General features: G+C 35.9%; 33 protein-coding genes, 2 pseudogenes and 1 other annotated feature. Of the genes and pseudogenes, 30 read left to right on the top strand and 5 right to left on the bottom strand.

The genetic code is table 11. The features are described 5' to 3' along the window. Window positions 1-139 precede the first annotated feature (139 nt). Entirely contained in the window at window positions 140-1,060 is a 921-nt protein-coding gene (locus LRP81_RS10485; protein WP_230501223.1) for a diacylglycerol kinase, read from the top strand. A gap of 41 nt (window positions 1,061-1,101) precedes the next feature. Here LRP81_RS10485 and LRP81_RS10480 read toward each other — a convergent pair whose 3' ends face one another. After that, window positions 1,102-1,314, bottom strand: coding sequence for a hypothetical protein (locus LRP81_RS10480; RefSeq protein WP_230501222.1), 213 nt, complete (start codon window positions 1,312-1,314; stop codon window positions 1,102-1,104). A gap of 176 nt (window positions 1,315-1,490) precedes the next feature. On the opposite strand from LRP81_RS10480, the gene LRP81_RS10475 reads away from it, so the two are divergent. From LRP81_RS10475 to LRP81_RS10420, 12 genes are all read left to right on the top strand, one after another. Continuing rightward, complete coding sequence (locus LRP81_RS10475; protein ID WP_230501221.1) at window positions 1,491-1,949, top strand: hypothetical protein; 459 nt, start codon at window positions 1,491-1,493, stop codon at window positions 1,947-1,949. Window positions 1,950-2,040: 91 nt separating this feature from the next. Further along, window positions 2,041-2,246: a binding site (T-box leader), on the top strand. A gap of 463 nt (window positions 2,247-2,709) precedes the next feature. Continuing rightward, window positions 2,710-4,140 (top strand): proline--tRNA ligase, encoded by a 1,431-nt coding sequence (gene proS / locus LRP81_RS10470; protein ID WP_230501220.1) that lies wholly within the window; start codon window positions 2,710-2,712, stop codon window positions 4,138-4,140. Between the two features lie 18 nt (window positions 4,141-4,158). After that, window positions 4,159-5,322, top strand: coding sequence for a MalY/PatB family protein (locus tag LRP81_RS10465; protein ID WP_230501219.1), 1,164 nt, complete (start codon window positions 4,159-4,161; stop codon window positions 5,320-5,322). A gap of 149 nt (window positions 5,323-5,471) precedes the next feature. Beyond that, the gene (locus tag LRP81_RS10460; RefSeq protein ID WP_230501218.1) at window positions 5,472-5,819 is read left to right on the top strand and encodes a YkgJ family cysteine cluster protein; all 348 of its coding nucleotides are present in this window, start codon (window positions 5,472-5,474) and stop codon (window positions 5,817-5,819) included. A gap of 305 nt (window positions 5,820-6,124) precedes the next feature. Next, window positions 6,125-7,522: an ATP-binding protein gene (locus LRP81_RS10455; protein WP_230501217.1), complete on the top strand. Its 1,398-nt coding sequence runs from the start codon at window positions 6,125-6,127 to the stop codon at window positions 7,520-7,522. 169 nt (window positions 7,523-7,691) lie between these two features. Further along, a complete protein-coding gene (locus tag LRP81_RS10450) occupies window positions 7,692-8,240 on the top strand; it encodes a sigma-70 family RNA polymerase sigma factor (protein ID WP_230501268.1) in 549 nt (182 codons plus the stop codon). Beyond that, window positions 8,230-8,631: a helix-turn-helix transcriptional regulator gene (locus LRP81_RS10445; RefSeq protein WP_230501216.1), complete on the top strand. Its 402-nt coding sequence runs from the start codon at window positions 8,230-8,232 to the stop codon at window positions 8,629-8,631. The genes LRP81_RS10450 and LRP81_RS10445 overlap by 11 nt, the downstream gene beginning before the upstream one ends. Next, complete coding sequence (locus LRP81_RS10440; RefSeq protein ID WP_230501215.1) at window positions 8,628-9,863, top strand: FtsW/RodA/SpoVE family cell cycle protein; 1,236 nt, start codon at window positions 8,628-8,630, stop codon at window positions 9,861-9,863. The genes LRP81_RS10445 and LRP81_RS10440 overlap by 4 nt, the downstream gene beginning before the upstream one ends. Window positions 9,864-9,880: 17 nt before the next feature. Beyond that, window positions 9,881-10,390, top strand: coding sequence for a GNAT family N-acetyltransferase (locus LRP81_RS10435; RefSeq protein WP_230501267.1), 510 nt, complete (start codon window positions 9,881-9,883; stop codon window positions 10,388-10,390). Window positions 10,391-10,465: 75 nt separating this feature from the next. After that, window positions 10,466-10,660 carry a hypothetical protein gene (locus LRP81_RS10430; protein ID WP_230501214.1) on the top strand — a complete coding sequence of 65 codons (195 nt, stop codon included), beginning with the start codon at window positions 10,466-10,468 and terminating at the stop codon, window positions 10,658-10,660. 293 nt (window positions 10,661-10,953) lie between these two features. Next, window positions 10,954-11,553 (top strand): DUF2441 domain-containing protein, encoded by a 600-nt coding sequence (locus LRP81_RS10425; RefSeq protein ID WP_230501213.1) that lies wholly within the window; start codon window positions 10,954-10,956, stop codon window positions 11,551-11,553. Between the two features lie 19 nt (window positions 11,554-11,572). After that, a complete protein-coding gene (locus tag LRP81_RS10420; RefSeq protein WP_230501212.1) occupies window positions 11,573-12,211 on the top strand; it encodes a hypothetical protein in 639 nt (212 codons plus the stop codon). A 251-nt stretch (window positions 12,212-12,462) separates the two neighbouring features. Here the strand turns inward: LRP81_RS10420 and LRP81_RS10415 are convergent. Further along, a pseudogene (locus LRP81_RS10415) lies at window positions 12,463-12,567 on the bottom strand (winged helix-turn-helix transcriptional regulator); the annotation flags it as partial. 122 nt (window positions 12,568-12,689) lie between these two features. On the opposite strand from LRP81_RS10415, the gene LRP81_RS23350 reads away from it, so the two are divergent. The 7 genes and pseudogenes from LRP81_RS23350 to LRP81_RS10380 all read left to right on the top strand — a co-directional run bounded on the left by LRP81_RS23350 (window position 12,690) and on the right by LRP81_RS10380 (window position 17,199). Then, entirely contained in the window at window positions 12,690-12,950 is a 261-nt protein-coding gene (locus LRP81_RS23350; RefSeq protein WP_317987062.1) for an RNA polymerase sigma factor, read from the top strand. Then, window positions 12,895-13,206 carry an RNA polymerase sigma factor gene (locus tag LRP81_RS23345; protein WP_317987061.1) on the top strand — a complete coding sequence of 104 codons (312 nt, stop codon included), beginning with the start codon at window positions 12,895-12,897 and terminating at the stop codon, window positions 13,204-13,206. The genes LRP81_RS23350 and LRP81_RS23345 overlap by 56 nt, the downstream gene beginning before the upstream one ends. Then, window positions 13,199-14,038 (top strand): hypothetical protein, encoded by an 840-nt coding sequence (locus LRP81_RS10405; protein WP_230501211.1) that lies wholly within the window; start codon window positions 13,199-13,201, stop codon window positions 14,036-14,038. Before LRP81_RS23345 ends, LRP81_RS10405 begins: the two co-directional genes overlap by 8 nt. A gap of 119 nt (window positions 14,039-14,157) precedes the next feature. After that, a complete protein-coding gene (locus tag LRP81_RS10400) occupies window positions 14,158-14,619 on the top strand; it encodes a helix-turn-helix transcriptional regulator (RefSeq protein WP_230501210.1) in 462 nt (153 codons plus the stop codon). Between the two features lie 137 nt (window positions 14,620-14,756). Beyond that, window positions 14,757-15,455 (top strand): YfjL-like protein, encoded by a 699-nt coding sequence (locus LRP81_RS10395; protein ID WP_230501209.1) that lies wholly within the window; start codon window positions 14,757-14,759, stop codon window positions 15,453-15,455. A 271-nt stretch (window positions 15,456-15,726) separates the two neighbouring features. Continuing rightward, on the top strand, window positions 15,727-16,380 hold the full coding sequence (locus LRP81_RS10390; protein ID WP_230501208.1) for an HD-GYP domain-containing protein: 654 nt from the start codon (window positions 15,727-15,729) through the stop codon (window positions 16,378-16,380). Between the two features lie 121 nt (window positions 16,381-16,501). Further along, window positions 16,502-17,199 (top strand): annotated as a pseudogene (locus LRP81_RS10380) (DUF2711 family protein). Window positions 17,200-17,273: 74 nt separating this feature from the next. On the opposite strand, the gene LRP81_RS10375 reads toward LRP81_RS10380, so the two are convergent. Beyond that, window positions 17,274-17,498 (bottom strand): DUF4177 domain-containing protein, encoded by a 225-nt coding sequence (locus LRP81_RS10375; protein WP_230501206.1) that lies wholly within the window; start codon window positions 17,496-17,498, stop codon window positions 17,274-17,276. A gap of 323 nt (window positions 17,499-17,821) precedes the next feature. Here LRP81_RS10375 and LRP81_RS10370 point away from each other — a divergent pair, with 323 nt between their 5' ends. Then, window positions 17,822-18,553 (top strand): class I SAM-dependent methyltransferase, encoded by a 732-nt coding sequence (locus LRP81_RS10370; RefSeq protein WP_230501205.1) that lies wholly within the window; start codon window positions 17,822-17,824, stop codon window positions 18,551-18,553. Window positions 18,554-18,602: 49 nt separating this feature from the next. On the opposite strand, the gene LRP81_RS10365 is transcribed toward LRP81_RS10370, so the two are convergent. Continuing rightward, window positions 18,603-20,345 carry an ABC transporter ATP-binding protein gene (locus LRP81_RS10365; protein ID WP_230501204.1) on the bottom strand — a complete coding sequence of 581 codons (1,743 nt, stop codon included), beginning with the start codon at window positions 20,343-20,345 and terminating at the stop codon, window positions 18,603-18,605. Window positions 20,346-20,618: 273 nt separating this feature from the next. On the opposite strand from LRP81_RS10365, the gene LRP81_RS10360 reads away from it, so the two are divergent. The 5 genes from LRP81_RS10360 (at window position 20,619) to LRP81_RS10340 (ending at window position 22,959) form a co-directional block, all read left to right on the top strand. After that, a complete protein-coding gene (locus LRP81_RS10360; RefSeq protein ID WP_230501203.1) occupies window positions 20,619-20,846 on the top strand; it encodes a hypothetical protein in 228 nt (75 codons plus the stop codon). Between the two features lie 260 nt (window positions 20,847-21,106). Next, window positions 21,107-21,265, top strand: a complete 159-nt coding sequence (locus tag LRP81_RS10355; RefSeq protein ID WP_230501202.1) for a hypothetical protein — start codon at window positions 21,107-21,109, stop codon at window positions 21,263-21,265. Window positions 21,266-21,288: 23 nt separating this feature from the next. Continuing rightward, window positions 21,289-21,714 (top strand): LAGLIDADG family homing endonuclease, encoded by a 426-nt coding sequence (locus LRP81_RS10350; protein WP_230501201.1) that lies wholly within the window; start codon window positions 21,289-21,291, stop codon window positions 21,712-21,714. A 33-nt stretch (window positions 21,715-21,747) separates the two neighbouring features. After that, window positions 21,748-22,524: an alpha/beta hydrolase gene (locus LRP81_RS10345; RefSeq protein WP_230501200.1), complete on the top strand. Its 777-nt coding sequence runs from the start codon at window positions 21,748-21,750 to the stop codon at window positions 22,522-22,524. A gap of 93 nt (window positions 22,525-22,617) precedes the next feature. Beyond that, window positions 22,618-22,959 carry a hypothetical protein gene (locus LRP81_RS10340; RefSeq protein ID WP_230501199.1) on the top strand — a complete coding sequence of 114 codons (342 nt, stop codon included), beginning with the start codon at window positions 22,618-22,620 and terminating at the stop codon, window positions 22,957-22,959. 10 nt (window positions 22,960-22,969) lie between these two features. Here LRP81_RS10340 and LRP81_RS10335 read toward each other — a convergent pair whose 3' ends face one another. Next, window positions 22,970-23,338, bottom strand: a complete 369-nt coding sequence (locus tag LRP81_RS10335) for a hypothetical protein (RefSeq protein WP_230501198.1) — start codon at window positions 23,336-23,338, stop codon at window positions 22,970-22,972. A gap of 365 nt (window positions 23,339-23,703) precedes the next feature. Here LRP81_RS10335 and LRP81_RS23575 point away from each other — a divergent pair, with 365 nt between their 5' ends. From LRP81_RS23575 to LRP81_RS10315, 4 genes are all read left to right on the top strand, one after another. Continuing rightward, a complete protein-coding gene (locus LRP81_RS23575) occupies window positions 23,704-23,892 on the top strand; it encodes an iron-containing alcohol dehydrogenase (protein WP_230501197.1) in 189 nt (62 codons plus the stop codon). Window positions 23,893-23,915: 23 nt separating this feature from the next. Next, window positions 23,916-24,536, top strand: a complete 621-nt coding sequence (locus LRP81_RS10325; RefSeq protein ID WP_230501196.1) for an iron-containing alcohol dehydrogenase — start codon at window positions 23,916-23,918, stop codon at window positions 24,534-24,536. 189 nt (window positions 24,537-24,725) lie between these two features. Next, on the top strand, window positions 24,726-24,932 hold the full coding sequence (locus LRP81_RS10320) for a DUF5316 family protein (protein WP_230501195.1): 207 nt from the start codon (window positions 24,726-24,728) through the stop codon (window positions 24,930-24,932). Between the two features lie 151 nt (window positions 24,933-25,083). After that, window positions 25,084-25,653 carry a histidine phosphatase family protein gene (locus tag LRP81_RS10315; protein ID WP_230501194.1) on the top strand — a complete coding sequence of 190 codons (570 nt, stop codon included), beginning with the start codon at window positions 25,084-25,086 and terminating at the stop codon, window positions 25,651-25,653. Window positions 25,654-25,655 lie beyond the last annotated feature (2 nt).

Below are 25,655 nucleotides of genomic sequence, written 5' to 3'. Positions count from 1 at the left end.
AATGAGTTCGGTCTTTCTGTTGAAAACGCTTGCCATTATAGGCGCTAACCCCTGGGGAAAGCGGAACGAAAATAAGGATAGGTAACGAAGAGTATATATAAAAGCGGGATTAGTTAAATACAAGTTTAGGATGATGGGAATGAAACGAGCAAGGGTAATATATAATCCAACCTCTGGGAGAGAACTATTCAAAAAACACTTACCAGAAGTGTTGGTTAGATTAGAAAAAGCAGGCTATGAAACTTCCTGCCATGCGACTACATGTCATGGTGATGCAACGGAAGCTGCTCGAGTGGCAGTGGAGCGAAAATATGACCTTGTGATAGCGGCAGGCGGGGATGGCACAATCAACGAAGTGGTGAACGGATTAGGAGAGCAAGACTACCGTCCTGTGTTAGGCATCATTCCAGTTGGAACGACCAATGACTTTGCAAGGGCATTAGGCTTGCCTCGTGACGATATTTTAGCTTGTGTGGATGTAATTACGGAAGGTGTACCAATGCCGGTTGATATTGGGAGAGCAAATGACCAGTATTTTGTGAACATCGCAGGTGGCGGAAAGATTACCGAGCTATCCTATGAGGTCCCAAGTAAACTGAAGACGGTGCTCGGACAGCTTGCATATTACTTAAAAGGAATAGAAATGCTACCTTCCATTCGTCCTACCAATGTTACGATTGAATACGATGGGAAGGTATTCGAAGGAGAGATCATGCTTTTCCTCGTATCTCTCACCAATTCAGTAGGTGGGTTTGAAAAGCTTGCTCCAGATTCCTGCTTAAACGATGGCATGTTTGATATGATTATTCTAAAAAAAGCAAACATCGCGGACTTCATCCGAATTGCAACAATGGCCCTACGTGGAGAACATATAAAGGACCCTTCTGTCATCTACACAAAAGCCAACCGAGTCAAAGTGCACACCAATGAAAAGATGCAGCTTAACTTAGACGGAGAATACGGTGGTCTCCTCCCAGGAGAATTTGTCAACCTCTACCGTCACATCGACGTTATGGTCACAGAGCAACGCAAACAAAAAGAAATGGACAAATGCCAATAGGAAGCGGGGGAACCTTTCCCCTGCTTCCTTTTTGCTGTTTTTTACAGCTGTTTTTTCAATGCCAAATACACACGATATCCATCTGAAGGCATACCGCCGACTGGATGCCACCATTTTGGATAGCGAAACGGAATAATTGTACTTAAAAATAGAATTAAATTATAGAGAAAAACACCTGTCAGCAAATTAATTAATGTTTCGTGCGCGACATAGTACTGAGAAAAAAACGTTGCAAGGGAAAGGAATATGCTCACCAATGGTCCACCTAAATGGGAAATAACCCTTTGAATTTTATTGGGTTCTGAGTAATTCTTTCTTAAACCAAAAATCCCCAGAATTTAGAAGATTTTTTAGCGTTCTAGACCCATGCCTCCTCCTTCGCATCTATGGTAAGATATAGATAATATGAAAAGAGTGGAGGCGGAGTAATATGGTTAGGTTCATGTGTGTTCTCCTTTCATTCATCCTTTTAGCTGGATGTATGGTAGAAACGAAAGCCTCAGAACCCACACTTCAAATTACAAACCTATCAGTTATTATGGATGATAATGAGGATGGAACAGTTCACTACGCACACTACTCCATGATTCTTACATACAATGAAACATTGAAACTAGATGAGGCTACATTAGAGCCTTTGGCTGCAGGTTGGATTGAAGAGAGAATGTTAGACCATGAAATTGAATTAGCAGAAGTGGTCACTTCTGGGGAGTTAAAGCTAGAAGGAAAAGTGATCTTTGATGCTACTGATTTAACTAAGGATGAGATGGTTTCTTTTGAAGAACAAGAAGAGACCATTCAGGGTGTTATCTTTGAATCGAAATCTGGAGCGATGTATCAAGCGGTAATAATAGATGACGAAACAAAGCTACGTAAGATTGGGAAGTAACTAGCATCTATGTTTAATTCGGACAATATTGCCAATACTTTAAATAATAGATTGACAATATTTGCACAACTCCGCTATAATTTTTTCTAATATCAAAACAGTGAAGAGGAATAGTAAAATGAGTTCGACTATTCAAGAGAGGGCGCCACTTGGTGGAAGGAGCCTATAGTAGAGCATTTGAACCTACCTCCATAGTTCTGCATCCGAATAAGGTGCAGCGGTCTAATACCGTTACCAAACAATGAGAGTAAAGCCTTGCTTTGAATAAGGGTGGTACCGCCAGGAATGGTCCCTTATGAAAAGCGGGGCTTTTTTTGTTTATCCTAAAATTCAGGGCTTTCATCAATCGTTTTAAATGCCCGAAAAACTAAAATTAAGGTGAGCCGGGCACACATCAAGCGAATAAGTGCCCAAAAAACGAAAAAGTAGAAAAGCCGGGCACACATCAAGCGAATAAGTGCCCGAAAAACGAAAAAGTAGAAAAGCCGGGCACACATCAAGCGAATAAGTGCCCAAAAAACGAAAAAGTAGAAAAGCCGGGCACACATCAAGCGAATAAGTGCCCGAAAAACGAAAAAGTAGAAAAGCCGGGCACTTATCAAGCGAATAAGTGCCCGAAAAACGAAAAAGTAGAAAAGCCGGGCACTTATCAAGCAATAAAAGCCCAAATTTACAAAGTACTCTCGTTGTACCAAAAACAGGTATGATGCGTTGAAAAGGATATCCCAACACAGCAAAAAAGGAAGAGGTGTCACCCACAATGTCAAAAAAATTCGTTGAAAAAATCACAAGCATGGATGAGGATTTTGCACAATGGTACACAGATGTTGTCACCAAAGCAGAGCTCGTCGACTACTCCAGTGTTAGAGGAAGCATGATCATCAGACCATACGGATACGCACTTTGGGAAAATATTAAAAATGAGCTTGATCAAAAAATTAAAAAGACAGGTCACGAAAATGTGTATATGCCACTTTTTATTCCTGAGAGTCTGCTCCAAAAAGAGAAAGATCATATTGAAGGCTTTGCCCCAGAGGTAGCATGGGTGACGCATGGAGGAGATGAAAAACTTCAAGAAAGACTAGTCGTGCGTCCAACTTCTGAAGTGTTATTCGGAGAACATTATAAAAATATCATCCATTCTTACCGCGATCTTCCAAAGCTTTATAACCAATGGGCTAATGTTGTACGTTGGGAAAAAACGACGAGACCGTTCCTAAGAACCCTTGAGTTCTTGTGGCAAGAGGGGCACACCTGTCATGAGACTGACGAAGATGCACAAGATGAAACAGTGAAAATGCTTAATGTGTACGCAGAAATTTGCGAAAACTACTTGGCAATCCCAGTCATTAAAGGACAGAAAACAGAGAAGGAAAAATTTGCTGGTGCCAAACACACCTACACGATTGAAAGCTTGATGCATGACGGAAAAGCGCTTCAGTCCGCTACTTCGCATCATCTTGGTGACGGTTTTGCAAAGGCGTTTGGCATCCAATTTTTAGACCGTGAAGGAAAACAACAGTATGTTCAGCAAACTTCATGGGGCTTCACGACTCGAATTATTGGTGCAATGATTATGGTCCATGGTGATGATAGAGGGCTAGTTGTCCCACCTAAAATTGCGCCAACGCAAGTAATGATTGTACCAATCGCACAGCATAAAGAAGGTGTGTTAGACTTTACCTATGCGTTAAAAGAACGTCTTTCCCAATCACTTCGAGTCGGCATTGATGCCAGTGACAAAAAGCCTGGTTGGAAGTTCAATGAATACGAAATGAAAGGAATTCCTCTTCGTTTGGAGGCAGGACCACGTGATATTGAACAACAACAGGTCGTACTTGTGCGCCGTGATACCGGGGAAAAACTAGTTACACCAATAGAAGGATTAGAAGTGAAAATTCATGAGGTGCTAGCTGACATTCAACAAAACCTATTGGAAAAAGCACGCACACACCGCGAAACTAAAACAAGTACTGCTACAACATTTGAAGATTTCAAAGTGCAAATAGTAGAAAAAGCTGGTTTCATTAAGGCGATGTGGTGTGGAAACCAGGCTTGTGAAGATAAAATTAAGGAAGAAACTAGTGCCACATCCAGATGTATGCCTTTTGAACAGGAACAGGTGGCACAAACCTGCGTTTGCTGTGGAAAAGAAGCGGAGCATCTGGTCTATTGGGCAAAAGCGTATTAATCTGGAGGAGAGAATTGCATGCAGCTTGAACAATATATTGATCGTAGAAAAACCCACTCTGTCAAATGGTTCATCGAGGATCAAGATATCCTTCCATTATGTATAGCCGACATGGATTTTCAAGTGTCAGAGGAAATCGTACATGCTATCAGTCAAAAAGCTACCCATGGTATATATGGCTACAGTACGTTTTGTGCTAGATACTATGATGCAGTGGAGTATTGGTGGAAAACACAGTACGACTGGGAATTAAAGAAGGATTGGATTTCATTCAGCCCAGGGATTATTCCAGGGATGAACTTGCTACTGAAAGCTTTAACGAAACCAGGGGATGCTGTCATTGTTCAGGATCCCGTCTACTACCCGTTTTTCTCCACAATAGAAACACAGGGCTGTAAGATATTAACGAATTCACTTCTTTATGAGAACGGCACATACCGAATGAATTTTGAAGATTTCGAGCAAAAAGCTTCCCAACCAAATACGAAAATGTTCATATTATGCAGTCCTCATAATCCTGTTGGGAGAGTATGGACCTCGGAAGAATTGCGCCAAATTGGAGACATATGTGAGAGGCATGGAGTATTAGTCATCTCTGATGAAATGCATGGAGATTTAACCTACAATGGCCATAAACATATTCCGTTTGCGAAAGTTCAGCCAAAACATCTTTCCATCTCGGTGACATGTGCGGCGCCAAGTAAAACCTTTAATATTGCAGGTATGCAAAGCTCTATTTTCATCATTCCTAATAAGGAAATAAAAGAAAAATATGAGGAGCTTTTAATTGGTTACGGACTTATGCGGCCCAATGCCTTTGCTGTAGAGGGGACAATAGCTGCTTACTACAAAGGCTTACCGTGGCTTCAAGAAGTGAAAGGATACTTAGAAAGTAACCTACGATATGTTTGTTCTTATTTGGAAGAGCATATACCATCCATTAAAGTAGTCCAACCTGAAGCGACTCATTTAATCTGGCTGGATTGTCGGAATCTTGGAATTCCACCTGAAGAACTGCATACCTTCTTCTTAGAAAAAGCAAGAGTCAGACTAGATGAAGGCACGAAATTTGGAAGTGGTGGCTATGGTTTTGAACGAATCAATATTGCTACACCACGGGAAGTATTAACAGAAGCGCTGCTTAGAATGAAAGCTGCAATTAAGGAAAGAGAAAGCATGTGAATATACTGTTCATCTATCCAAAATAATGGTATAATTTAATTATACTTTCCGTACGCAACCTAAGTCTTTAGACTGCTTAAAGAGCCATTCTTTGAGCTATTCTAAAGGCTTTTTTGTTGTGTCTGGATGCTGTAAAGGAGAGTTACTATATGGAAAACTTGCCTTGCAAGGGCTGTAAGGGAATGTGTTGTGGGCCTGTACCTATTACACAAAAGGAGCTTTTGAAAATTCAAAAAGCAATAAAAAAAATGCCTGTTAAAAAACGGTTGGAGTTAAGGAACCAAAAACGTTTTTTTGGAACATGCATTTTTTTTGATGAACGAAACGATCGATGTGGCATTCATTCGATCCGTCCTTCCATTTGTCAGGCATTTGGTTATTATCAAAATTTAGTTTGCTTTAAAAGTCCCCAAACTGCTTCAGCCCAAAAGTACGAAACTAGTGAAGCATCTATAGGTATACTAAGTGTGGATTTTACTTGGAAGGATTTTTCCTAATTAAAGGATTATTGTGGTAAAGAAGGGTATTACTGATTTTTGTTGAATAACTTAATTCAGGGCAAAGCTTACCTAATGTTTTTTGTACAAGCCATGGACCTTATTGTATACTTTAAAGATTGGGAAAATAATAGTCTAAAAGGATGATTGTCATGTTAGACAGCTATTTATTGGAGGCACGTGAGAGGTGTCTTAAAAATAGATTAGATCCAAATGTTCTTCCCTCCTTTGTGAGTATAGCGCAAGAGGACTTAGGCAAAATTCAAATGGATTACAAAAAAATATTGGACATCACACGATTGTTTATGAATAAATTTTTGGAAAATTGTCAAGGCATACCCTTACTTGTTGGGATAACCGATGATAAGGCAAACATTATCGAATACTTGGGTGATCCAAGCATAGAGGATACGGTAGTGAATCAACTAGGTCTATCAAAAGGTGTATGCTTTGCAGAAGAGCAAGCTGGAATCAACTCCATTGCGGCAGCAATTAATCTTGCTATGCCTGTTCAAATAATTGGGGAGGGGCATTTTCATGATTTCCTCAAAGAAACTGCCTGCTATAGTGCGCCACTGTTTCACCAAAATAAAGTGATTGGCACGATTTCCTTAATGACGTTCATACATGTGGCAAATCCATTAATCATGGCTTCTTTAGTAACGGTCGTCGATTCTATCCAAAGAGAAATGGACCTCCTTGAGAAAAACAGGTACTTGGATGAGTTAAACCATATGATGCTAGAACAGTCCACAACAGGCTATATCGTAATTGATAGCAATGGGACCATCGTGAAAATTAACCCAAAGGCTGAGAGCTTTTTAGGTGTGTTACAGTGTCAAACGTGTACCTCCATTAAAGAAATAAGCCAATTAAGTCAAGTATATACTTCATACATAGAAGGGAAATCCGTCCAGGATTTCAAAATAGTATTTCAAAATGAAACAGATACTCTAACATGTCTAGTTGATTTCTTTCCTTTCCAGGAAGGGACAATCATACAACTGCATGACATAACAGAATATATTAAAACAGAAGCATATATTCAAAATGCCGAAAAACTAACAATCGTTGGACAGCTTGCTGCAGGAGTTGCACATGAAATAAAAAATCCCCTTACCACTTTAAAGGGATTCATCCAACTGAGAGCTGGTGAGAGTGGCACATTTCCAGAAATCATGCTCAATGAAATTAATAGAATTGATCAGATTACCAACGAATTTCTCGTACTTTCAAGACCTACTATCCAAGAGAAAGATTGGCATAATCTGTGCGATTTGATAAGTGAAATTGGCGTATTATTGTCCAGTTTTGCAATCACCAAAAATGTGGAAATTATATACGATTTCCAAGAGACTATGCCTATCTATTGCGATGGTAACCAACTGAAGCAAGTATTTATTAATCTTGTGAAAAATAGTGTGGAAGCAATGGGACAGAACGGAAAGCTCATAATTAGTGTTAAATCCATGGAAGATGACCAACTCCTGATTCGTTTTAAGGATGATGGTATCGGCTTTTCCAACCAAATTCGCAAACGACTAGGACAGCCTTTTCTGACAACGAAAAAAAGTGGCAATGGTCTTGGATTAATGGTTTGCAAACGAATTGTGGAAACCATTCATAATGGCGAAATCCAAATTGGGAACGCTAAAAATGGTGGTGCAGTGGTGGATATTATTCTGCCGCGAGAGGCTCTATAGCTTTAACCATGGTGTGGGGGATCAAGTGGAAACCATTTTTCCTCATTTATGGCTGAAAGAAAGAGTTGATATAAGTTAAGTCCGGATCATTGTCCTGGGCTTTTTTTATTTGAATGTTAAAAACTTCTTACGCTTATGTATCGTCTAATTGGTAGTAAAAGAGGTGAAGCTGTTGGATTTATTGTTAGAAAAAATAGATTGTAATGACTCAGAAGAAGTGATGGATTACTTAATGGAAAAGTACGGTCAAGATATTTTGTTTTTGGCATTTTCATATGTGAAAAATAATGAAGTGGCACAGGACTTAACACAGGAAATTTTTATTAAATGTTTTCGAGCTTTACATACATATAAAGGGGCATCTTCTGTGAAAACATGGATTTGGCGTATTGCTATAAATCATTGCAAAGATTACTTGAAAAGCTGGCATTATCGTAATGTTATGGTGAGTAACAATCATTGGGAGAATAGTAGAACTAGTAATGAGAGTGTAGAAACGGTAGTTATACATAAAGAGGAAGATGAAATGCTATCCCGGGCGGTCCTACAATTGCCTGTCAACTACCGTGAAGTTCTCTATTTATATTATTTTGAGAATCATTCATTAAAAGAGTTAGAGGTTATTCTTAAAGTTAACATTAACACAATAAAAACAAGATTACGAAAGGCTAAGCAACTCCTAAAAAAAGTATTAGAGGAGATTGATGATGGAAGATAAATTAAAACGTCTGCGAAAATCAATGGAAAACACGGTAATGAAAGAACTAATTTTCGAAAAAAAGCAAATGGATGCCATTCGCAAAAGTATCAAAAACGATTACAGATTAGCGATATTGCAGCTTCTGCGAACAGAAAAATCTGGAGCAGAAGTTATCAAAGGATTAAGGGCTCGAGGAATTACGGCTTTTGAAGATTTAGAGGGAATGCTTTTTACTTCCTTGCATGACTTAGAACAGCAACATGTTCTAGAAAGTTACTGGGTGGAATCAGAAAAACGATATAAGCTGGCAAGAAAAGGACATAAATTGCTTGAAGAGTTAGAAGGGGAAACAAGAAAAAGTTTGAGTGAAAAGCTTCAGGAATTGTGGAGTGGAGGCAGCAATAGATGAACAAATCCCAGTTTCTCTTTTCTGTTACGCAATGGATTAAATCAAAAGAGGCAAAAGCTCTTGTAGAAAAAGAATTAAGCTTCCATCTTCAAATCAAAACGAAAGAATATGCGCTCAAAGGATTTAGCACGTCAAATGCGGAAAGCAAAGCAATAAAAGAAATGGGTAATCCGACCACAATAGGAAAGAAATTTAATCACCTTTATAGACCAATGATTGATTGGAGTATTATTGGTGTATTTGTTTTCCTATTGCTCGCAGGGTTTATATTACTGTATCTTCTCGAAGGGTCGGGCTACCATTTATCTTGGAGCAATAAAATCACTTATGTTTTAATAGGTTTATTTATTGCAGGTATCATGATGTTTTTAAACTATGAATCATGGTTGAAATATAGGGCAGCATTCCTAATAATGACGGTTGTTTATCTTTTGTTCTTGACGCAATTTAATGAGCGATTCAGCGACTTCATTTGGTTTATTGATAGACCGTTCTTATTAAGTACTAATTTAAACTCAAACCTGGCTATTCCATTATTATTAATAGCAGTTGCAGGCTTCTTGGCTAAGCCGCTTAGAACAAGGGAATGGTTATTCCTCGTCATTTCACTAATGTTCTCTTTTGCCTTAATAATATCTCTTTTTAACGTTGCGATGTTCGGTGCATTTATTGTGATGATAGCTGGAATGCTTCTCTACCGTAAAATGTTTAAAACAATATTTACTTTTATAGCTCTTTTTTCCCTTCCATTCGTTGCTCTTCCAAATTCTATATATCATCGGCACAGAATACTTGCGATGCTTGAAGGTGACAATTACGCAATTTCAATTGCAAGAAAAATATTAATGGAAGCTTCTTGGTACCCTAAGGGTCTTTCAGAGGATACCATGCTTCCTCATACTGACTTTGCGGCCTTAACGATAGTATACGGGACAGGTTACATCATATCTCTAATAATATTGGGAGCATTACTATTTTTGATAATAAAAGCTTTAAAAATATTGAAGGAAATTAAATCTGAATTTGGGCGACTTCTTATCGTTGGAAGTACAACCCTATTTGCCTATCAACTTTTCTATAACTTAGGAATGGTTATAGGAGTGCTGCCTCTAATGTCTGTTCCATTACCTTTTTTAAGTTATGGATTCCTTCCAATCTTGTTAAATGCTATATTTATAGGAATATTACTTAGTACTTATAGAAGAAAGAATTTCATTCCAACTAATATTTAGAAAGAAGGATGCATACATTGAAAGTTCTTGAGACTGAGCGTTTAATTATACGAAGGTTAACAACAAATGATGCAGAATTTATTCTTAAGCTGCTGAATGAACCGTCCTGGATACAGTTCATCGGCGATAAGGGGATAAAAACACTTGATGATGCACGAAAGTATATTGAAGAAGGTCCTATGGCTATGTATAAACAAATAGGTTTCGGTCTTTTTGTAACAGAGTTAAAAGAGAACGGAACTCCGATTGGATTATGTGGACTTATTAAAAGGGATGGATTGGAAGATGTTGATATTGGGTATGCTTTCCTTCCTGCCTTTTGGTCAAAAGGATATGCCTATGAAGCTGCCGATGCAGTGAAGCTCTATGGAAAAGAAGTACATGGTCTTAAGCGTCTCGTAGCAATAACCTCCCCTGATAATTTGAGTTCTGGTAAACTTTTAGAAAAAATAGGTTTGACATTTGAAAGAATGATTAAGCTTTCTCAGGATTCCGAAGAGGTAAAGCTGTTTTCCCTAGAATTATAAAAATTTTACATTTTGTGGTTTTAACAGGAAACCTTGGTGAGTATGTAGAATACTATACATAAAGCGGGGAATTTTATGTATGGAATTTACCTCTTACTATTTATTCTATTTTTATTAGCATTTTGTTATCTTTTTGACAAAGTATCGGACCGTTATAAAAGGATGAGCGACAAAAATGTAAATGATGGAATCGGAACAGTCAAAGATGATCTTCTAAAACATAACCATAACCATAACCCTTACGGTAACAAAACAAATCATTGGTTTTAGACATTTATAAAAATGTATTTTCAATGAAGCTTGCCGGCTTGTGGCAAGCTTCTTCATTTTTTAATTAGATAGGTGAAAAAATATATGATATTAAAAATAGTGACAAAATATTGGATATGTTTTCATCATTTTAGCTGTTTTTGTGAGAGAAGTTATTCCACCATTAGCCCATTTCCTTTTAGTAGTGAGTTTGTTTATTTGGATAGCTACAGGATTGCACTTATGGTTTTACTTTTCTTCCTTGTCAGTTGGCCCTTTGTATCAGGAGCTTTATAATAATGGGGGGACTAAAAATGACAGAGAATGAATTTTATGTATATCACCTTGTGACAAGGAAAAGAATGAGTCTTGGACAAGTTATCCATTTTGATAAAAATCAAAAAAACACCTTATATAAATTCTTTTTTGAGAAGGAGCATGTAAATTCTAACGGGGAAGATTTTATTCAAATTTTACACAACAACTGCACAAACGATGATTTAATGCTAAATAAAGAAAATACAGAAGTCTCTTTAAAGTATGTAGGTCAAACCATCAGGGCGATAAGAGAAGTACTAGTTGAAATGGTTAGGCTGGAAGAATTCCCAGAGCATCCTTCCCGATTGTCCTGCATTTATGCAGCTAAAAGCTATGAAGACGTATTAAAATGGAAAGAAATTTTTGAAGCTCACTATCGCAATGTATTACAGATTGTAAAATTAAAAGTACAAGGAAATTATTTTGAAGGAGACGGAAACCTTTTACCAAAGGAAGATGGAATATCGTTTTCTCGAAAAATGGCACAGGCTAGGGAGTACTGGAAGGGTAACCTGAAAAATGAACTCCCGGAGCTATTGGTTAATGGAAGAATTGAAGTTTGTGAAATAATAGAAGAATTTTCAAAAACACAATAGAAAGGAAGCATAAAAGAACATGACAAGAATAAATATAGCAAGGATTTTTAGTATAAATCTTATACTATTATTGTTAGTAGGATGTATGGAAAATACAACAGAAAAAACTACCACTGAAGCTTCAGGAAACAATTCAAATATAGAGGATACAACTGAAATAAATGCAAGTGATTCAACGAGTGAGGAAAAAGAGACGGGTACGGAAAGTGAAAATGATTCAGAAAGGACTACAACAGTAGACGATAAAGAAGACAGAGGAATATTATCTGAGTTTTCAAGTGAACAAATTGAATATGCTCGAGTTTGGTTACAGCTTGGAGTCAATCAAGACTTAGATGAATTATATGCCCGGTACATTCCAGCTGGCGAACCTATCAATCCTAATGATGAAACTAGTGCTAACTATCCAGAGAACGTTATCCAATTATCTGGATCTCGAATGATAGATGGCTCGGTAACTTATAGCGGGAATGGTGATGGCACCATAAATGTGTACAATGTTCCTTTACGCTGGGAGACTAATGTTCCGGAAGGTTTAGATGAAAACTACATGAAAGAATTGACAGAGAGTATTATAGAAAATACTGAGCTAATTTATGTTGATCCAGGTAACGAAGAAGATATTATAACACTTATTGAGTTGTTACATATAAATTAATTGCTTATGTTTCTCCAAGAATTCATGGGAAAGCTAGGAAACTAAATGCAAAAATTTTTTGCGCATTATCCCTATGTGTGGCTGAGAAAGAGATTTCTCTAAAAATCAGTCACACAATTTACATTTACGTGCTTAAAATAAAACTTCCTAGGTTTCAGTATCGCACAAATTCCTTGCTACAAACCTTCAACAAAATATATCAAAAAAACAGGGTGAGGAAAACCAATTGTTTTCCCACCCTGCTTTTCTGTTCATGAACTTATTGGACACTTTATATTTAATATACTCTCCTCTAATACCTTTGATTTATCACCGAAAACCTTGATTATGTGATTTTCTCCCCAGTTACAAAGGGAAATAATCATCTTCCCAAAAAGGCAACTTATACACCAAAGTTTTTTGCAGCAACCTTAAAAAAGTGAAATTATCAAAGAAATCTTGCGTCTAATTTATATAAGAGTTTAATGGGGGAATAGCAATGGAAGCTGGCAACGATGTGCCTGATTGGTTTTTAAAATATCACGATGATATTTTTAACTTTCTTATTTATTATACTGGCTCAATAGATGTGGAAGATCTAGTTCAAGAAGTATTTATTAGAGCAGTTAGAAACATACATAAATTTAAAGGAAACGCACAACCCAAAACATGGCTTTATACCATAGCTAGAAATGTAGCAATTGATGAGCGAAGAAAAAGAAGAAAAAGAAGAAAAGAAACAAAGTCGCTACCAACTTAATTTGATTTCAAAGGAATTTTTACATAGTTCACCAGAAGAATTATTAAGATTGAGCGAAACGAAAGCGGAACTCTATGCAACGATGAAAACTTTAAAACAAACCTACTATGACGTTCTTATTTATAGAGGAATAAAAGAACTTTCAGTAACTGAAACTTCACAAGTCCTAAATTGGAGTGAAAGTAAAGTGAATTTGACCTATCACAGAGCATTAAAAGCGCTTGAGAAAAAAATGGGAGGTTCTCTCTATGAATAATAATCTTCATGAAGAATTAAGAGATTTCCCCAAAGACTATAAAATGAAGAGAGAAAGCGTCCAAAGAATTGCAAAAAAAATTGAAGTAGAGGAGTCTAAACGAGAACAAAATAAAAGAAGCAGAATTAATATGAAACTTGCGATGGCAATACTTGGCATCTTTTTCGCATGTTTTAGTTTTTTGTACATTGTTATGTACGATGAAGAAAATGTACAAAATTTTGCTGCAAATTTAAGTGGGAAAAGTTTTATGTCTACACCAAAAGTAACACCTAAAAATATCATTATTACATCTGAAAGTCATAGTCAATACAAGTGGGCGTTTAGTCCTAAAATTCCTCATAACTTATTAACAGAAGAAAAAACCTCTATCGTAGGAGTGAAAATTCTTTCAAAAGGAGAGGCGGAAATTTTACCAGCAACAGAAGATTTTTATACGTTTGATCCTTTCACCCCAATTGAAGTGGAGATAATGGAAACTATTTATGGTAATACATTGGGTGGGACTATGACTATTTATCAAGATGGAGGAGAAATTAGTATAACAAATTTTATGGCTAATCCTACTAATCAACAAAGAGCGGAGAAAATGGAACTAACTAGATTATCCAAAGAAGAACAAGACACCACCTATTTAAGCTTTACCTCTGAACACGATTATCGGCTGCAAATAGGAAAAGAATATGCGTTGATTTTAACATTGCAAACTGAGGGAATACACACTATTATGGTAAATGGTTACGGGATTTTTAAAATAGGAGAAACAGAGAGTGGCGAAAGAATCTATACAAATGTCCTAACTGGTTTTGAATCTTCACTACAATTTGAATAAATACATTGGGTACATCGTCGAAAGAAGGTATATCTTTTTTTGCTATATTTTCCTATTTTGGTTGTAATATCTTTATAAAAAGTGTAAAATTACACATATAGTAAAAAGGAGTAATATACATGAATCAAGAAGAAGTTGTGAATATAATATCTACGAAGCTAAAGCTTATTCGGACTGAATATGACTACACACAGGATAAAATGGCAGAAATACTCGGGATTTCCAAGAAAACATTGGTACAAATTGAAAAGGGCCGTACTTCTGCTAGCTGGACACTGACTGTTGCAACTTGTGCCCTTTTTAGAGATAGTGAGATATTGTCATCTGTTCTTGGGGCTGATCCATTAGAAGTCATGGAAACCATTGCGCATAAGAACATTGATAGACCAAAGGATAAAACAATGGGTGGGAAGGTCTGGTGGAAGCAAGTTAACAAAATGAAAACATACCGCCTGCAGCAAAATGTAATCAGTCAGCACTATCGAATTTTAGATGAAGATGATTTTCGTTGGTACAGTTCATTTCATAAGGAAGATGCGGTCCAAAAACTAATGGAACTATCTAAAAAGAAAGGACAATGAAAAATGGAAATCAATATTATTTTTCTGATTGTCGTTCTATGCCCTATTTTTCTAGCAGCATGTTATTTATCTGAAATGCTTGATTTGCGTTAATTGATGGTTTTTTCTTTAAGAATTTATAGTGGAGGAGTTTTGAGGTGAAAAAGCGACTTCTCAAGATAATTATAATTCTTATTTTTGGTTCTATCATATTATCGATCTACTCTTTATTTAATGGAATTCCTTTTGGTAGCAATATAGCAAAAGCCAAAATCACTAATTATGTGGAGCAGGTCTATGACTTTAATGAAAGTGTTCCTAAACCACATTACAATTTTAAAGACTCATCTTATGATGTTTCCCTTCCACTGTTAGGAAGTGAATTCTCTTATGATCTTTTAAATAATAAAATTTTTGATGAAAGACTGTCAGATGATGTGTATAACCAATTCCAAGGTGATTACGAGGCGCTAAGAAGCTCGTATAATGAAAATATTGAGATACCACAAGCATTTTTGTTTAGTACAATCTTAGCAAACGGTGAATATTCAGAGAGTATCACACTTCATCAAAAAATTTACCTATTAAGCTTTGTGAACCGAGAGAAGATTGCTCCTGAAGAAAGTATGAAAATGCCGGCAAAACTTACAAAAGAAATAATAGATAGTTTAGGTGAAAGCTATAATATTACATCAGTTCAAGTAATATATAAGGATTTAAATGGTTTATATGAAATTTCATTAGATGGCAAAAAAGCAATTTCGATTGAGATGTTGGAAAATAGTACATTAAAAACGGATCGTTTTGGTGAGGAAGATAGAGAGCTCTTCCTTGAACTAAATGAGCGTTACAACTAATTAGCAATAAAAAACGCAGGAGTATATCTGTGTTTTTTATTGGTTTAATGCGTATCTTCTATGTTAATATCCCTATTTCTTTCACTAAATTCTTCTATCCAATCCCTATCAATCGGCCCATTAAGCACTTTAATAATCTCCAACAAATGTATGTATCACATTTCCTATGCATGCCCTTATTCCCTTTTTCAAAACAAATTTGTTTGAATTTTCTAAAAAAACACTCCTTTTGTACGATATAATATACATATCGTATTTTAGGGGGAATTATATGATACGTACACCAGAATCTCTATTTGAGCATATTGCGCAAGACAATGAAATATTAAGACTTTTCAAGCCTCACTCTTGGAGGGTAATGTATTTATCATCGATGCTAGCGAAAAAGATAGGTATTTATGACGAGGACTTAAGGGTAGCAGCGCTTTTACATGATATTGGGAAGATGGGGATCTCGAAAAAGATACTGTTAAAGCCAGGCCGCTTGAACACAATTGAAAAAACCATTGTGGAAAGTCATTGTCATATTGGGAATATAATCGTGCGAAAAGAGCTTGGAAAAACGCGTGCTGCCCGTTTTATTAGGGATCATCATGAAAACTGGGACGGAACTGGCTATCCCCGTAGATTGGTTGGGGAGGACATTTCTATTCAAGGTAGGATAATAAGAGTCTGTGATTCTTTTGATGCTATGACATATGATGTTAGAAATTATAAGGTTTCAAAAATGACCTACAAGGAAGCATTTAAAGAATTAAGAAAATGTTCCTGGACACAATTTGATGGAAATATAGTAGAGGAATTTATATCATTGCTAATGGACTTACATATACCAGATGATTGGTACTACAATTTTAATCCGAATTTTATTGAAGAAGCGTACGAGAAAATAGAGAAAGCTAACTTAGGTTACAGCACTAATTGAGATAATTCAATTGAGTATAAATGATCACTTGTATCATTTTGTATTCAACATGAATTACCTTACTGTACATCGAGAGTGTACCAACCGTAATAATTTTTTTATGGAGTGGAGATGAAATGCAGTGGTAAACTATCCTTTCTTTAATGACAAGTCACCTTTATTGAAGCAGCTACCAGATGGTTTTAAATCTGCTGCCTTTATACTGAACCCTTTTGAAAAAATGCCGGATGGCTGGGAGAGCAGCAAAAAAAGGATACAAATGAATGGCATTATCCAAATGATGAAGAATTACTTCGTTTAGGAAAGCCTGTAAGTTGGGAATCAATGAGAGAAGCAAGTGGATTAGCAAGCCTGGCAGAAATGGCAATGGCTTTGAGGACATATATTGGAGCATTAAACAGAGATTATGCAAGAGAGGATTTATGTGAAAGGTTAATATCAGTAGTTCAAACTGATATTTTTCTTCCTGTTGAAGATTATACATCCCTTTTTCTTTCAGATAAATTATTGGGATTGTTAGGTTCTAGAGGAGCGACACACTTATACTACCATGACCCTATCTTGGAAAAGAGAGGGAAGCATGAAATTAAAACTATTGACCCGGTTTCCTTTCAGGGGTTAGCACATAAAGAATTATTAGTTTCAGACGAAAATAACGATTTTGCATTCATGGTGGAATTCGACTCCTTTGAAACAATTCTTATGTATAAAGGGGAGAGTTTAGAGGAATTTATTAAAGCCGTAAATGTGGAAGCAAAAATCTGCAGAGAGTCTACTTATGTAAACTGGTATTTAGATGACTTGGAAATTAATAATTAGCCTCTGTTAAAAATTAAAGGAAACCCCCGATAATCTTTTGAGTTTCCTTTAATTCTTCACTAAAGTTCTGTTATTTAATTGTTAAAAGTGTTACTGTCAGTCTGCTGTTGCAAAGGTTTTTCAAAGATTAGTTCGTAATATGTACCTACTGCTACACCTGAAGTGGCAAAGTCAGGAGAGAACACTTGAACAAAACGCCATCCTTCCTCTGCGTGACTTTTAATTACTTCTCGATAGTCTTCCTTAGGCTTACCAGATAATTTTTTAAACTCTATTTTAACGAATTTGTATTCAAACATATTATAACCTCCTTCTATATATAATTATTGTACGGTTTCATATTAATAATAGTTTCAAAGTATTAGAAGCCACATTGCTCCAATACCAGCGTTAATAAAAACATGTTCTAAATCCAGATTGATAGACTTATTCTTTTTTGTATGCAGTAATTTGCCGTTAGACTTTAATAAACTGCTAAAGGCTTTGCTCACACTTGTAAACTCCTGAAGAGTTATGAAAATACGTTCTTAGTTATTACAGAAAGCTTATGGAAAGTAATCATATATCAACATTGTTCTTTAACAGAACAAGTAACTAATAAAGGATCTTGGTGAGACATGACATGAAACAAAACAAATACGATAATCAACATTTTTTTAAACAATATCAACAAATGTCCCGTTCTATAAAAGGTCTAGAGGGTGCGGGTGAGTGGCATGCACTGAAAGAAATGATTCCTTCCATTGAAAATAAGCATGTCCTTGATTTAGGGTGTGGCTATGGTTGGCATTGTAAATACATGATAGACCAACAGGCTAGTTCTGTTATTGGAGTAGATATATCAGAAAAAATGCTAACAAAAGCTAGGGAGATAAATTCCCATTCAAACATCACGTATCAGAACATGCCGATAGAGGATATTAGCTTTGAGAAGAATCAATTTGATCTGGTTTTCAGCTCTCTTGCTTTTCACTATCTTGAATCTTTTAAAGCTGTTTGTGAGAAAGTTTATAATTGCCTAAAAAAAGGAGGATTCTTTGTTTTTTCTGTGGAGCATCCTATTTTCACCTCTCGTGAAAAGCAGGATTGGTATTATGATGAGCATGGTAATCGCATGCATTGGGCGGTTGACGCTTATCAAGAAGAAGGTGTCAGAAACACATCGTTTCTAACAGCTAACGTCATTAAATACCACCGCACACTTTCCACCTATATGAACAATTTAATTCAGACAGGCTTTCGAATAAAAGTAGTGAAAGAGCCAGTGCCGTCTGAAGAAATATTAAATAACATTCCTGAAATGAAAGATGAACGAAGAAGACCGATGTTTTTATTAATTTCAGCAGTAAAATAAGGGCTCTCCTGCATCATAGCAGGAGAGCTCTATTAATTGTTTGAAAATCTTATAGCTGATAGTCCAGCTGCCTAGCATATAATCTAGAATATGGTCCTTCCCGTTTAAGCAAGGTTTCATGTGTTCCTTGCTCTATGATCCCCCTGTCTTGGAGAACCAAAATTCTTTCTGCATTTTTTATGGTCGATAGGCGATGAGCAATGACAATTGTTGTTCGTCCTTTTGATAAAAGCTCAAGAGAATCTTTCACAATACTCTCGCTCTCGTTATCTAATGAACTTGTCGCTTCATCAAAAATGAGAATAGGAGGATTCTTTAGGAAAACTCGCGCTATACTAAGGCGCTGCTTTTGTCCTCCAGATAGGCGAACTCCACGCTGACCAATTTCTGAATCGTATCCATTAGGTAATTCCATAATAAAATCGTGAGCATTTGCTCTTTTAGCAGCTTCTATCACTTCCTGATTTGTTGCATGTGGAAGTCCATATCGAATGTTTTCCATAATGGTTCCGGAAAACAGATAAATATCCTGTTGGACGACACCGATACTGTTTCGTAAGAAGGTAAGGTCTAAATTTTTTACATTTTCATTATCTAAATAGATGCCGCCTTCATTAACGTCGTAAAAACGTGGGATGAGGGAGCATAACGTAGTTTTCCCAGCTCCAGAGGGGCCAACAATTGCCACATACTCGCCTGGACGAATGTCTAAGGTTAAATGCTCAAACACCGGATTTGCTGAGGTGCTATAACAAAATGATACCTCTTTAAACCTAATCTGACCTGTTAGATTGGAAAGCTTCTTCGCATTTACATCATTCTGAATGGCTGGCTTCTGCTTCATTATTTCTATGAAACGTTGAAAACCGGTAACTCCTTCTTGAAATTGTAAACTCATATGAGTAAGCCGTTGTATCGGCTCAATCATGAAGGTGCTGTAAAGTAAAAAGGTAATTAAATCTGGTAAATCCATAGAAATATTCACAATTTGAATCGTGCCGAAAATGACGATCGTAATCGTAATTAGCTGTGTAAAGGCTCCAATTCCATTAAAGAAATACGACTCTGCTAGATATGTCCGTTTTCGGCTTTCCAAAAACCGCATATTCTCTCTATTAAACTTCTCCATTTCAATTGCTTCATTGGAAAATGATTGAACAACACGAATGCCTGATAAAGCATCTTCTACTTGGGCATTAATGTCGGCGATGCGCTCTTTGTTTTGTAAAAGAGCTTGGTTCAGTTTCTTATTGAAAAATAAAGAAAAGAAACCGAGTATCGGGAAAAAGCAAAATACTGCAAGTGTCAGCGGAACGTTAATAAACAAAAGAATAATAAACGCTCCAAAAAAACGAATAAAATATTTTACATAATCTTCTGGTCCATGATGATATAGCTCTGACACCATTAACAAATCATTCGTCACCCGTGTCATCAATTGTCCCGTTTTTTGTCTGTCATAAAAGCTAAAAGAGAGTTTTTGCAAGTGGGAAAATAGCTCACTGCGCATGTCGCTTTCCATTCTTGCACCTAATTCATGTCCTTTATAATCAACAAAAAAGTTTGTGATATTTTGAAAGAGCATAAGTAGTATCATCCACACACCAACCCATAAGCTTGTATGAAGAGCTACTGAGAGGTCCCCTTCCAAAACATCGCTCGTCACATAGCGGACAAGCAATGGAAAAACAAGTGTTAGCAAGGAAGAAACCAATGCGCATGACAAAATGAAAAAGAACATTCTGTAATACGGCTTATAATAAGAAAGAAATTTTTTAATTGGAAAATTCATAAAGTACCCCTTTAAAATGTGATTTAATTAATCACATTTAGAGGCAGGTAAAAACGATTATAGTAGTACTCCACCTCTAAATGTGTGTACGTTTAATCCTGCAATTTTTCTCATGAAAATAGCCTCCTTTTTATGAATTAACTTTATTGTATGCTCTTTGTCAGAAAATTTAAAGATAAAATGAAGAATATAGTCAAATGGTAAAAAAGGTAAAAAGTCAATAAAAGTAGAATAATTTAAACGTATAGGTAGAATGGAGCTGAAAATATTGATATGAAAAGAATCGGTGGTATTGGGATAATGCTAATGATGACCATTTGTTTATTTGTGTATTTCTCATTCGAGGAATCCCAATCATTTGAGGGGTTTCCAATTCCTAAAAGCGCAGAACTGACAAATAAAAAGGTCAATTTTGAAGAATATGATTGGAAACCTGCATCAGAGGAAAATGGCTTGCCACTAAGATACCTTGCTATTATCAAACTGTGGGTTGGAATATAAAAGAACAGATGGGAAGCTTAACGGTTTACGAAAAGGAAGGAAAAGAAATGGATGTAATTTCTCAGACTAGTTATGTATCTATTAGTATTAATGGAGATTAGAAAGCAGTCTTAAATTTTTTATGGTTGTTTGACTATTCATCCCACCATTTAAATAGATTGCAAAGTAGTGATGTTAACATTGTAAGATATGAAAAAGCTACTTTTTATGAATAATTTTATATATAAGTATATTCTTAACAAGAAATAGGGGGATATGATATGAATAACTGGTGGTATGGATTTTATTTTATTATTTTAGGTGTTTTGGCTTTTTTTACTGGGGAAATTGTCACCTTTACTATGCTAGGATTCATTCTAATAAGCTTAAACAATATCAACACAACATTAAAGAAAAATAATAAGGCAACGAATGAGTAAGTATACAAACTGGGGGATTCTTTTTGAGTAGGTCTAGTATAAAACGTATATTCTTCTCCTTATGCATCTCCTTTATTGCAATCATCATAATAAGTATAGCTATCAACTTTCATCAGTATCGCGAACAAAATTTAAGTGATGTGTTAGATTTTCGGAACGTGGAGAAAATTCACTATCATGATACCACCAATACACAATCCGAAACTGTTACATACACAATAGAAGATAAGGCAACAATGAACAAACTAAAAGAGTATTTTAATCATTATAAAGTAAAGGCAAGTAAAGAAAGAGGATGGGTCTCACACAATCCAAGCGATTTCTCCTTTGAATATAAGGGGGGAGAATTTATCCCATTTACATTTGATAGTGAGATTGTTGCATCCTATCGAATTTATCATGTTGTAAACGGCCCGATGGATGATAAATGGTTGAAGGAATTCATTTGAAGTAATATTTAGAGTAGGAGGGGATCATTAGATATGATTGAAACACATTTAGTGAATCTAACAGAGCTAAACAGAGAGAGAATGGTAAAAGTATTACTACCTAAAGGTTATGAACAATCTACAAAAAATTATCCCATTTTATATATGCATGATGCACAAAATCTATTTCGAGACGAAGATGCCTTTTTCGGAGCAAGTTGGGGAATAGAACAATGTTTAAAAGAAAGTGAATTAAAACTTATAGTAGTAGGTATTGATTGCAATACAGTGGGTACAAAACGAAATGACGAATATGGACCGTGGATCAGTGATAAACACGTTAATAAAGGTTTATCTATGGATACATCAATAGACCTTGGTGGAGAGGGAAAGCTTTATATTGATTTTATCGTAAAAGAATTAAAACCTTTTATAGATAGTAAATATAGAACCATCCAAGATGATACTGCTATGGCAGGAAGCTCTGCGGGGGGATTAATATCTACCTATGCTATGTGTAAGTATCCTCACATATTTAAAAAAGTAGCTGCGCTTTCCAATGCTTATTGGTTCAGTCAAAACGATATTGAGAAGTTTGCAGAGAGAAGTGACTTATCAGCAATAGATAGGTTCTACTTTGATGTAGGCACTAGAGAAGAAACTGCAACCTTCGGACCGGATGAGTATATTCATTCTAATGTATCCTTTGAAAAAATAATAAAGAAAAAGAATATCGAATATCGCTTTGAATTAGTTGAGGATGCTGTTCATAATGAAAAAGCTTGGAGAGAACGTTTCCCATCCATTCTTCATTACTTGTATAAAAATTAATTCAAATTGAGGTAGAGATAAATGTTTAAAAACATATTAAATTTCAACAAAAACAGAATAAAAAGACTTACTCTAGCAAACTTACACCAAAAAATGCAAGAAGAAAAATTTGATCCCAACCTAATAGAGCTACTATTAGTAATGTTTAAAAAGAGAATACAAGAAAATGGTGAATGGGAATTCCAAAAATGGTTGAATGACTTAAATTTCAGAGTGCCTGAAGAATTCCAAAACCAAGAAGCATGTCGTAAAGTTTATCTCATGTCACAACCATGGTTGAAGGCAGAAGTGCTTCAATTAGAAAAAGAAACAAAATTGCCATGGGGAGTGCAGGATGAAGATCTAAGCCACTTAGATGAAGAAGTGAGAAAGGTACAGTTAGTGATCAGGCATAGATTGACGGAAATCGTAAATGATCTACTATATTCTTCATAGAACTGCCTATTTAGTCATCTTGGCTAGTTAACATTAATACTTCCTTCTTTCCATCCCATTCTATCGTGACCTCTATTTCTCCATCTTTAGGAATAGGCATGCAATCATAGCATTCCATTGAGGTCCATTCTATTCCTTTTTCTGGATAAGTAGCATCGCCTTCTCGTTTAGAATTCATACCTTCAATGGAGTAATAGATATGTTCGGGATGTTCATCGGAACCTGTATAAAGAATGGAAATTTTACTTTCTACGCCATTACCTGGGGTTGTTACCTGGTACTCCATTTTCCAATTATCGCTTTGACCTGAGAAGCTGTAACTATTTGTGCATGCTGTTAACAATAAAATGACTAAAAACAAACATATTGATCTTCTCAAAAAATCACCATCCTTTTCTGCATTCAATGCTGTCAAATATAATAAACTAGCTAAAAAATACATTTTATGATTTTATGTAAAGTATACCGTATTTAAAAGAGCTCCATCAATATTTATCCATGTTTGGTGAGGTGACAAATGCGCTTTTAGTCTCCACTCCCTTCTTAAAAAAAATTCATTTAATGACAGCATAACACAGCAGTTACAGCAGCTGGGATATCCTATGACATTATTGCTGAAATACAACCAGAGCCAACGATTGGCCATATAGAAAAAATTTTTAGTAAAACGTCTAATAAGAAATATGACTTCTCAGTGGCCTAGGTGGAGGAAGTGTGCTTGATTCCACCAAGCTTCTATCAGTAATGAGTACCAATAATCAGTCGTTAAGAAGTATGGTAGGAACAGATAAAATCGAGTACCCTGGAATCCCAACTATGTTAATTCCAACAACATCTGGTACAGGCTCGGAGGTAACACCTAATGCCAACGTGACTCTTCCAGATGAAGAGTTAAAGGAAGGAATTGTTAGTCGTTATTTACTGCCAATCTAGTTATATTAGATTCACTATTAACGTTGAAATTGCCACCAGCAATTATTGGTGCAACGGGAATGGATGCTTTCACTCATTCTTTTGAATCTTTCATATCTAATAAAGCAAATCCAATTTGCGATATGTTTGCACTAGAATCTATGAAGTTATTATCTCAAAGTATTCTAGAAGCATATCATGAAGGTACAAATGTTCATGCACGTCATAAAATGCTCCTTGGTTCTACTGATGGAGGAATGGCGCTAACTGCTTCAGGTACAGCAGCTGTTCATGCACTAGCGTATCCATTAGGTGGTAAATTTCACATTCCGCATGGTGAAGCGAATTCGATGTTGCTTCCTCACGTAACTCGATATAATCTTGACAAAATACAAGATAGAATGGCAATTATCGCGAAAGAAATTGGATTAATTAAAGACGATACAATCTCAGCAGACAAAGCAGTAGAATTACTCATTGAACAAATGGAGAGTTGGACACAGGAATTAGCTATTCCTCAGGATTTAAAAGCTTTCGGTGTAAAAGAGACTGATATTGAGGAACTTGCTCTTGCAGCCTCTAAGGTGACAAGACTTTTGAATAATAATCCTAAAACTCTAGATATAAAGGATATAGAGGAACTATATCGAAAACTACTGAACTAGAAACCGTCAACGTTCATCTATTCATCATAAAACAAATTAAACTTATTAAAGTTCTTTAAGTAGAATTTTAAAAAAGTTTTTTTGTTGAAGTTTGTAGCTTGTAGCTTTTTTAGAAAAGCTTTCATTATAAAAAAATAGTGAAACCTATGATTCCTTTCTAATGTATATAAATATGAAGGGGGAATCCATATGTTGAATATCGTATTAATAATCGGGGGAATGTTCATTGTCATATCAGGAATATTTTTTGGTGTTTGGACGAGTGGACAACAGCATAGAGCAAATGTTAATTCAGAAACAACTGTGCATAAAGACTTCAGGACAAAAGTTGGGATGTATTCGGGATTATTGGGATTAATTTGTTTTGGATTAGCAGCTATCATCTATTATTTTTAATTGCCGGAAGAACAGGGGGAAGAAAAGTGAAAAAGGAGAAGCTTTTTTCAATATTTTAGGTTCCTTATCTAGAGGAGTGATCATTATTCTTTTATTTGTCGGCATGTATTACCTTATTTACTAATCAAATTAAAGTAGAGGAAATGTTACGATGGATACTTATATTTATATGGTAAGACACGGTGAATCTCCAAAGGAAGGAGACGAAAGAACAAGAGGATTGACGGCAAAAGGATATGAAGATGCTCTATTAATTGGTGAATTGTTACGAAATGAAGAAATTGACGTGGTGCTTTCCAGTCCCTACAAACGCTCAATCCTTTCCGTACAACCTATCGCAAAGCAGATTGGTCAAGAAGTAATAGTGATAGATAACCTCAAAGAAAGAATGTTTACTGGTGAGAATAATAGAATGTCAGATAAGGAGTTACTACCTTTATTAAAAAAGTCGTTTGAAGATCCATATTTTTCTTTATCAGGAGCTGAATCTAATACAGATTGTCAGAAGAGGGCAGTAAAAGTTTTGCAGGAGATTTTGAATGTCTATAAAGGACGCAGAGTAGTAGTAGGGACACATGGAGCCATTATGACCTTAATGATGGGGTTTTATAGTCCTGATTATAGTTTGGATTTTCTACTACAAACCACCAAACCAGATATTTATCGCATGCAATTCAATGTCCAGCAGTTAGTAGAAGTTAAGAAACTTTGGAAGGAATAAGA

Origin of the sequence: Sutcliffiella rhizosphaerae, assembly GCF_917563925.1 — a bacterium.
GTDB classification, from domain to species: Bacteria; Bacillota; Bacilli; order Bacillales; family Bacillaceae_I; genus Sutcliffiella_A; species Sutcliffiella_A rhizosphaerae.
Note: the sequence above shows the minus strand (reverse complement) of the source record. Positions and strands in the feature narration are given on the sequence as shown.

What these genes read in the sequence shown, in the direction of transcription:
- LRP81_RS10485 (WP_230501223.1), top strand. Translation starts at nt 140, where the DNA reads ATGAAACGAGCAAGGGTAATATATAATCCAACCTCTGGGAGAGAACTA.
- LRP81_RS10475 (WP_230501221.1), top strand. Translation starts at nt 1,491, where the DNA reads ATGGTTAGGTTCATGTGTGTTCTCCTTTCATTCATCCTTTTAGCTGGA.
- proS (WP_230501220.1), top strand. Translation starts at nt 2,710, where the DNA reads ATGTCAAAAAAATTCGTTGAAAAAATCACAAGCATGGATGAGGATTTT.
- LRP81_RS10465 (WP_230501219.1), top strand. Translation starts at nt 4,159, where the DNA reads ATGCAGCTTGAACAATATATTGATCGTAGAAAAACCCACTCTGTCAAA.
- LRP81_RS10460 (WP_230501218.1), top strand. Translation starts at nt 5,472, where the DNA reads ATGGAAAACTTGCCTTGCAAGGGCTGTAAGGGAATGTGTTGTGGGCCT.
- LRP81_RS10455 (WP_230501217.1), top strand. Translation starts at nt 6,125, where the DNA reads ATGAATAAATTTTTGGAAAATTGTCAAGGCATACCCTTACTTGTTGGG.
- LRP81_RS10445 (WP_230501216.1), top strand. Translation starts at nt 8,230, where the DNA reads ATGGAAGATAAATTAAAACGTCTGCGAAAATCAATGGAAAACACGGTA.
- LRP81_RS10440 (WP_230501215.1), top strand. Translation starts at nt 8,628, where the DNA reads ATGAACAAATCCCAGTTTCTCTTTTCTGTTACGCAATGGATTAAATCA.
- LRP81_RS10430 (WP_230501214.1), top strand. Translation starts at nt 10,466, where the DNA reads ATGTATGGAATTTACCTCTTACTATTTATTCTATTTTTATTAGCATTT.
- LRP81_RS10425 (WP_230501213.1), top strand. Translation starts at nt 10,954, where the DNA reads ATGACAGAGAATGAATTTTATGTATATCACCTTGTGACAAGGAAAAGA.
- LRP81_RS10420 (WP_230501212.1), top strand. Translation starts at nt 11,573, where the DNA reads ATGACAAGAATAAATATAGCAAGGATTTTTAGTATAAATCTTATACTA.
- LRP81_RS23350 (WP_317987062.1), top strand. Translation starts at nt 12,690, where the DNA reads ATGGAAGCTGGCAACGATGTGCCTGATTGGTTTTTAAAATATCACGAT.
- LRP81_RS23345 (WP_317987061.1), top strand. Translation starts at nt 12,895, where the DNA reads ATGAGCGAAGAAAAAGAAGAAAAAGAAGAAAAGAAACAAAGTCGCTAC.
- LRP81_RS10405 (WP_230501211.1), top strand. Translation starts at nt 13,199, where the DNA reads ATGAATAATAATCTTCATGAAGAATTAAGAGATTTCCCCAAAGACTAT.
- LRP81_RS10400 (WP_230501210.1), top strand. Translation starts at nt 14,158, where the DNA reads ATGAATCAAGAAGAAGTTGTGAATATAATATCTACGAAGCTAAAGCTT.
- LRP81_RS10390 (WP_230501208.1), top strand. Translation starts at nt 15,727, where the DNA reads ATGATACGTACACCAGAATCTCTATTTGAGCATATTGCGCAAGACAAT.
- LRP81_RS10375 (WP_230501206.1), bottom strand. Translation starts at nt 17,498, where the DNA reads ATGTTTGAATACAAATTCGTTAAAATAGAGTTTAAAAAATTATCTGGT.
- LRP81_RS10370 (WP_230501205.1), top strand. Translation starts at nt 17,822, where the DNA reads ATGAAACAAAACAAATACGATAATCAACATTTTTTTAAACAATATCAA.
- LRP81_RS10365 (WP_230501204.1), bottom strand. Translation starts at nt 20,345, where the DNA reads ATGAATTTTCCAATTAAAAAATTTCTTTCTTATTATAAGCCGTATTAC.
- LRP81_RS10360 (WP_230501203.1), top strand. Translation starts at nt 20,619, where the DNA reads ATGAAAAGAATCGGTGGTATTGGGATAATGCTAATGATGACCATTTGT.
- LRP81_RS10355 (WP_230501202.1), top strand. Translation starts at nt 21,107, where the DNA reads ATGAATAACTGGTGGTATGGATTTTATTTTATTATTTTAGGTGTTTTG.
- LRP81_RS10345 (WP_230501200.1), top strand. Translation starts at nt 21,748, where the DNA reads ATGATTGAAACACATTTAGTGAATCTAACAGAGCTAAACAGAGAGAGA.
- LRP81_RS10340 (WP_230501199.1), top strand. Translation starts at nt 22,618, where the DNA reads ATGCAAGAAGAAAAATTTGATCCCAACCTAATAGAGCTACTATTAGTA.
- LRP81_RS23575 (WP_230501197.1), top strand. Translation starts at nt 23,704, where the DNA reads ATGAGTACCAATAATCAGTCGTTAAGAAGTATGGTAGGAACAGATAAA.
- LRP81_RS10320 (WP_230501195.1), top strand. Translation starts at nt 24,726, where the DNA reads ATGTTGAATATCGTATTAATAATCGGGGGAATGTTCATTGTCATATCA.
- LRP81_RS10315 (WP_230501194.1), top strand. Translation starts at nt 25,084, where the DNA reads ATGGATACTTATATTTATATGGTAAGACACGGTGAATCTCCAAAGGAA.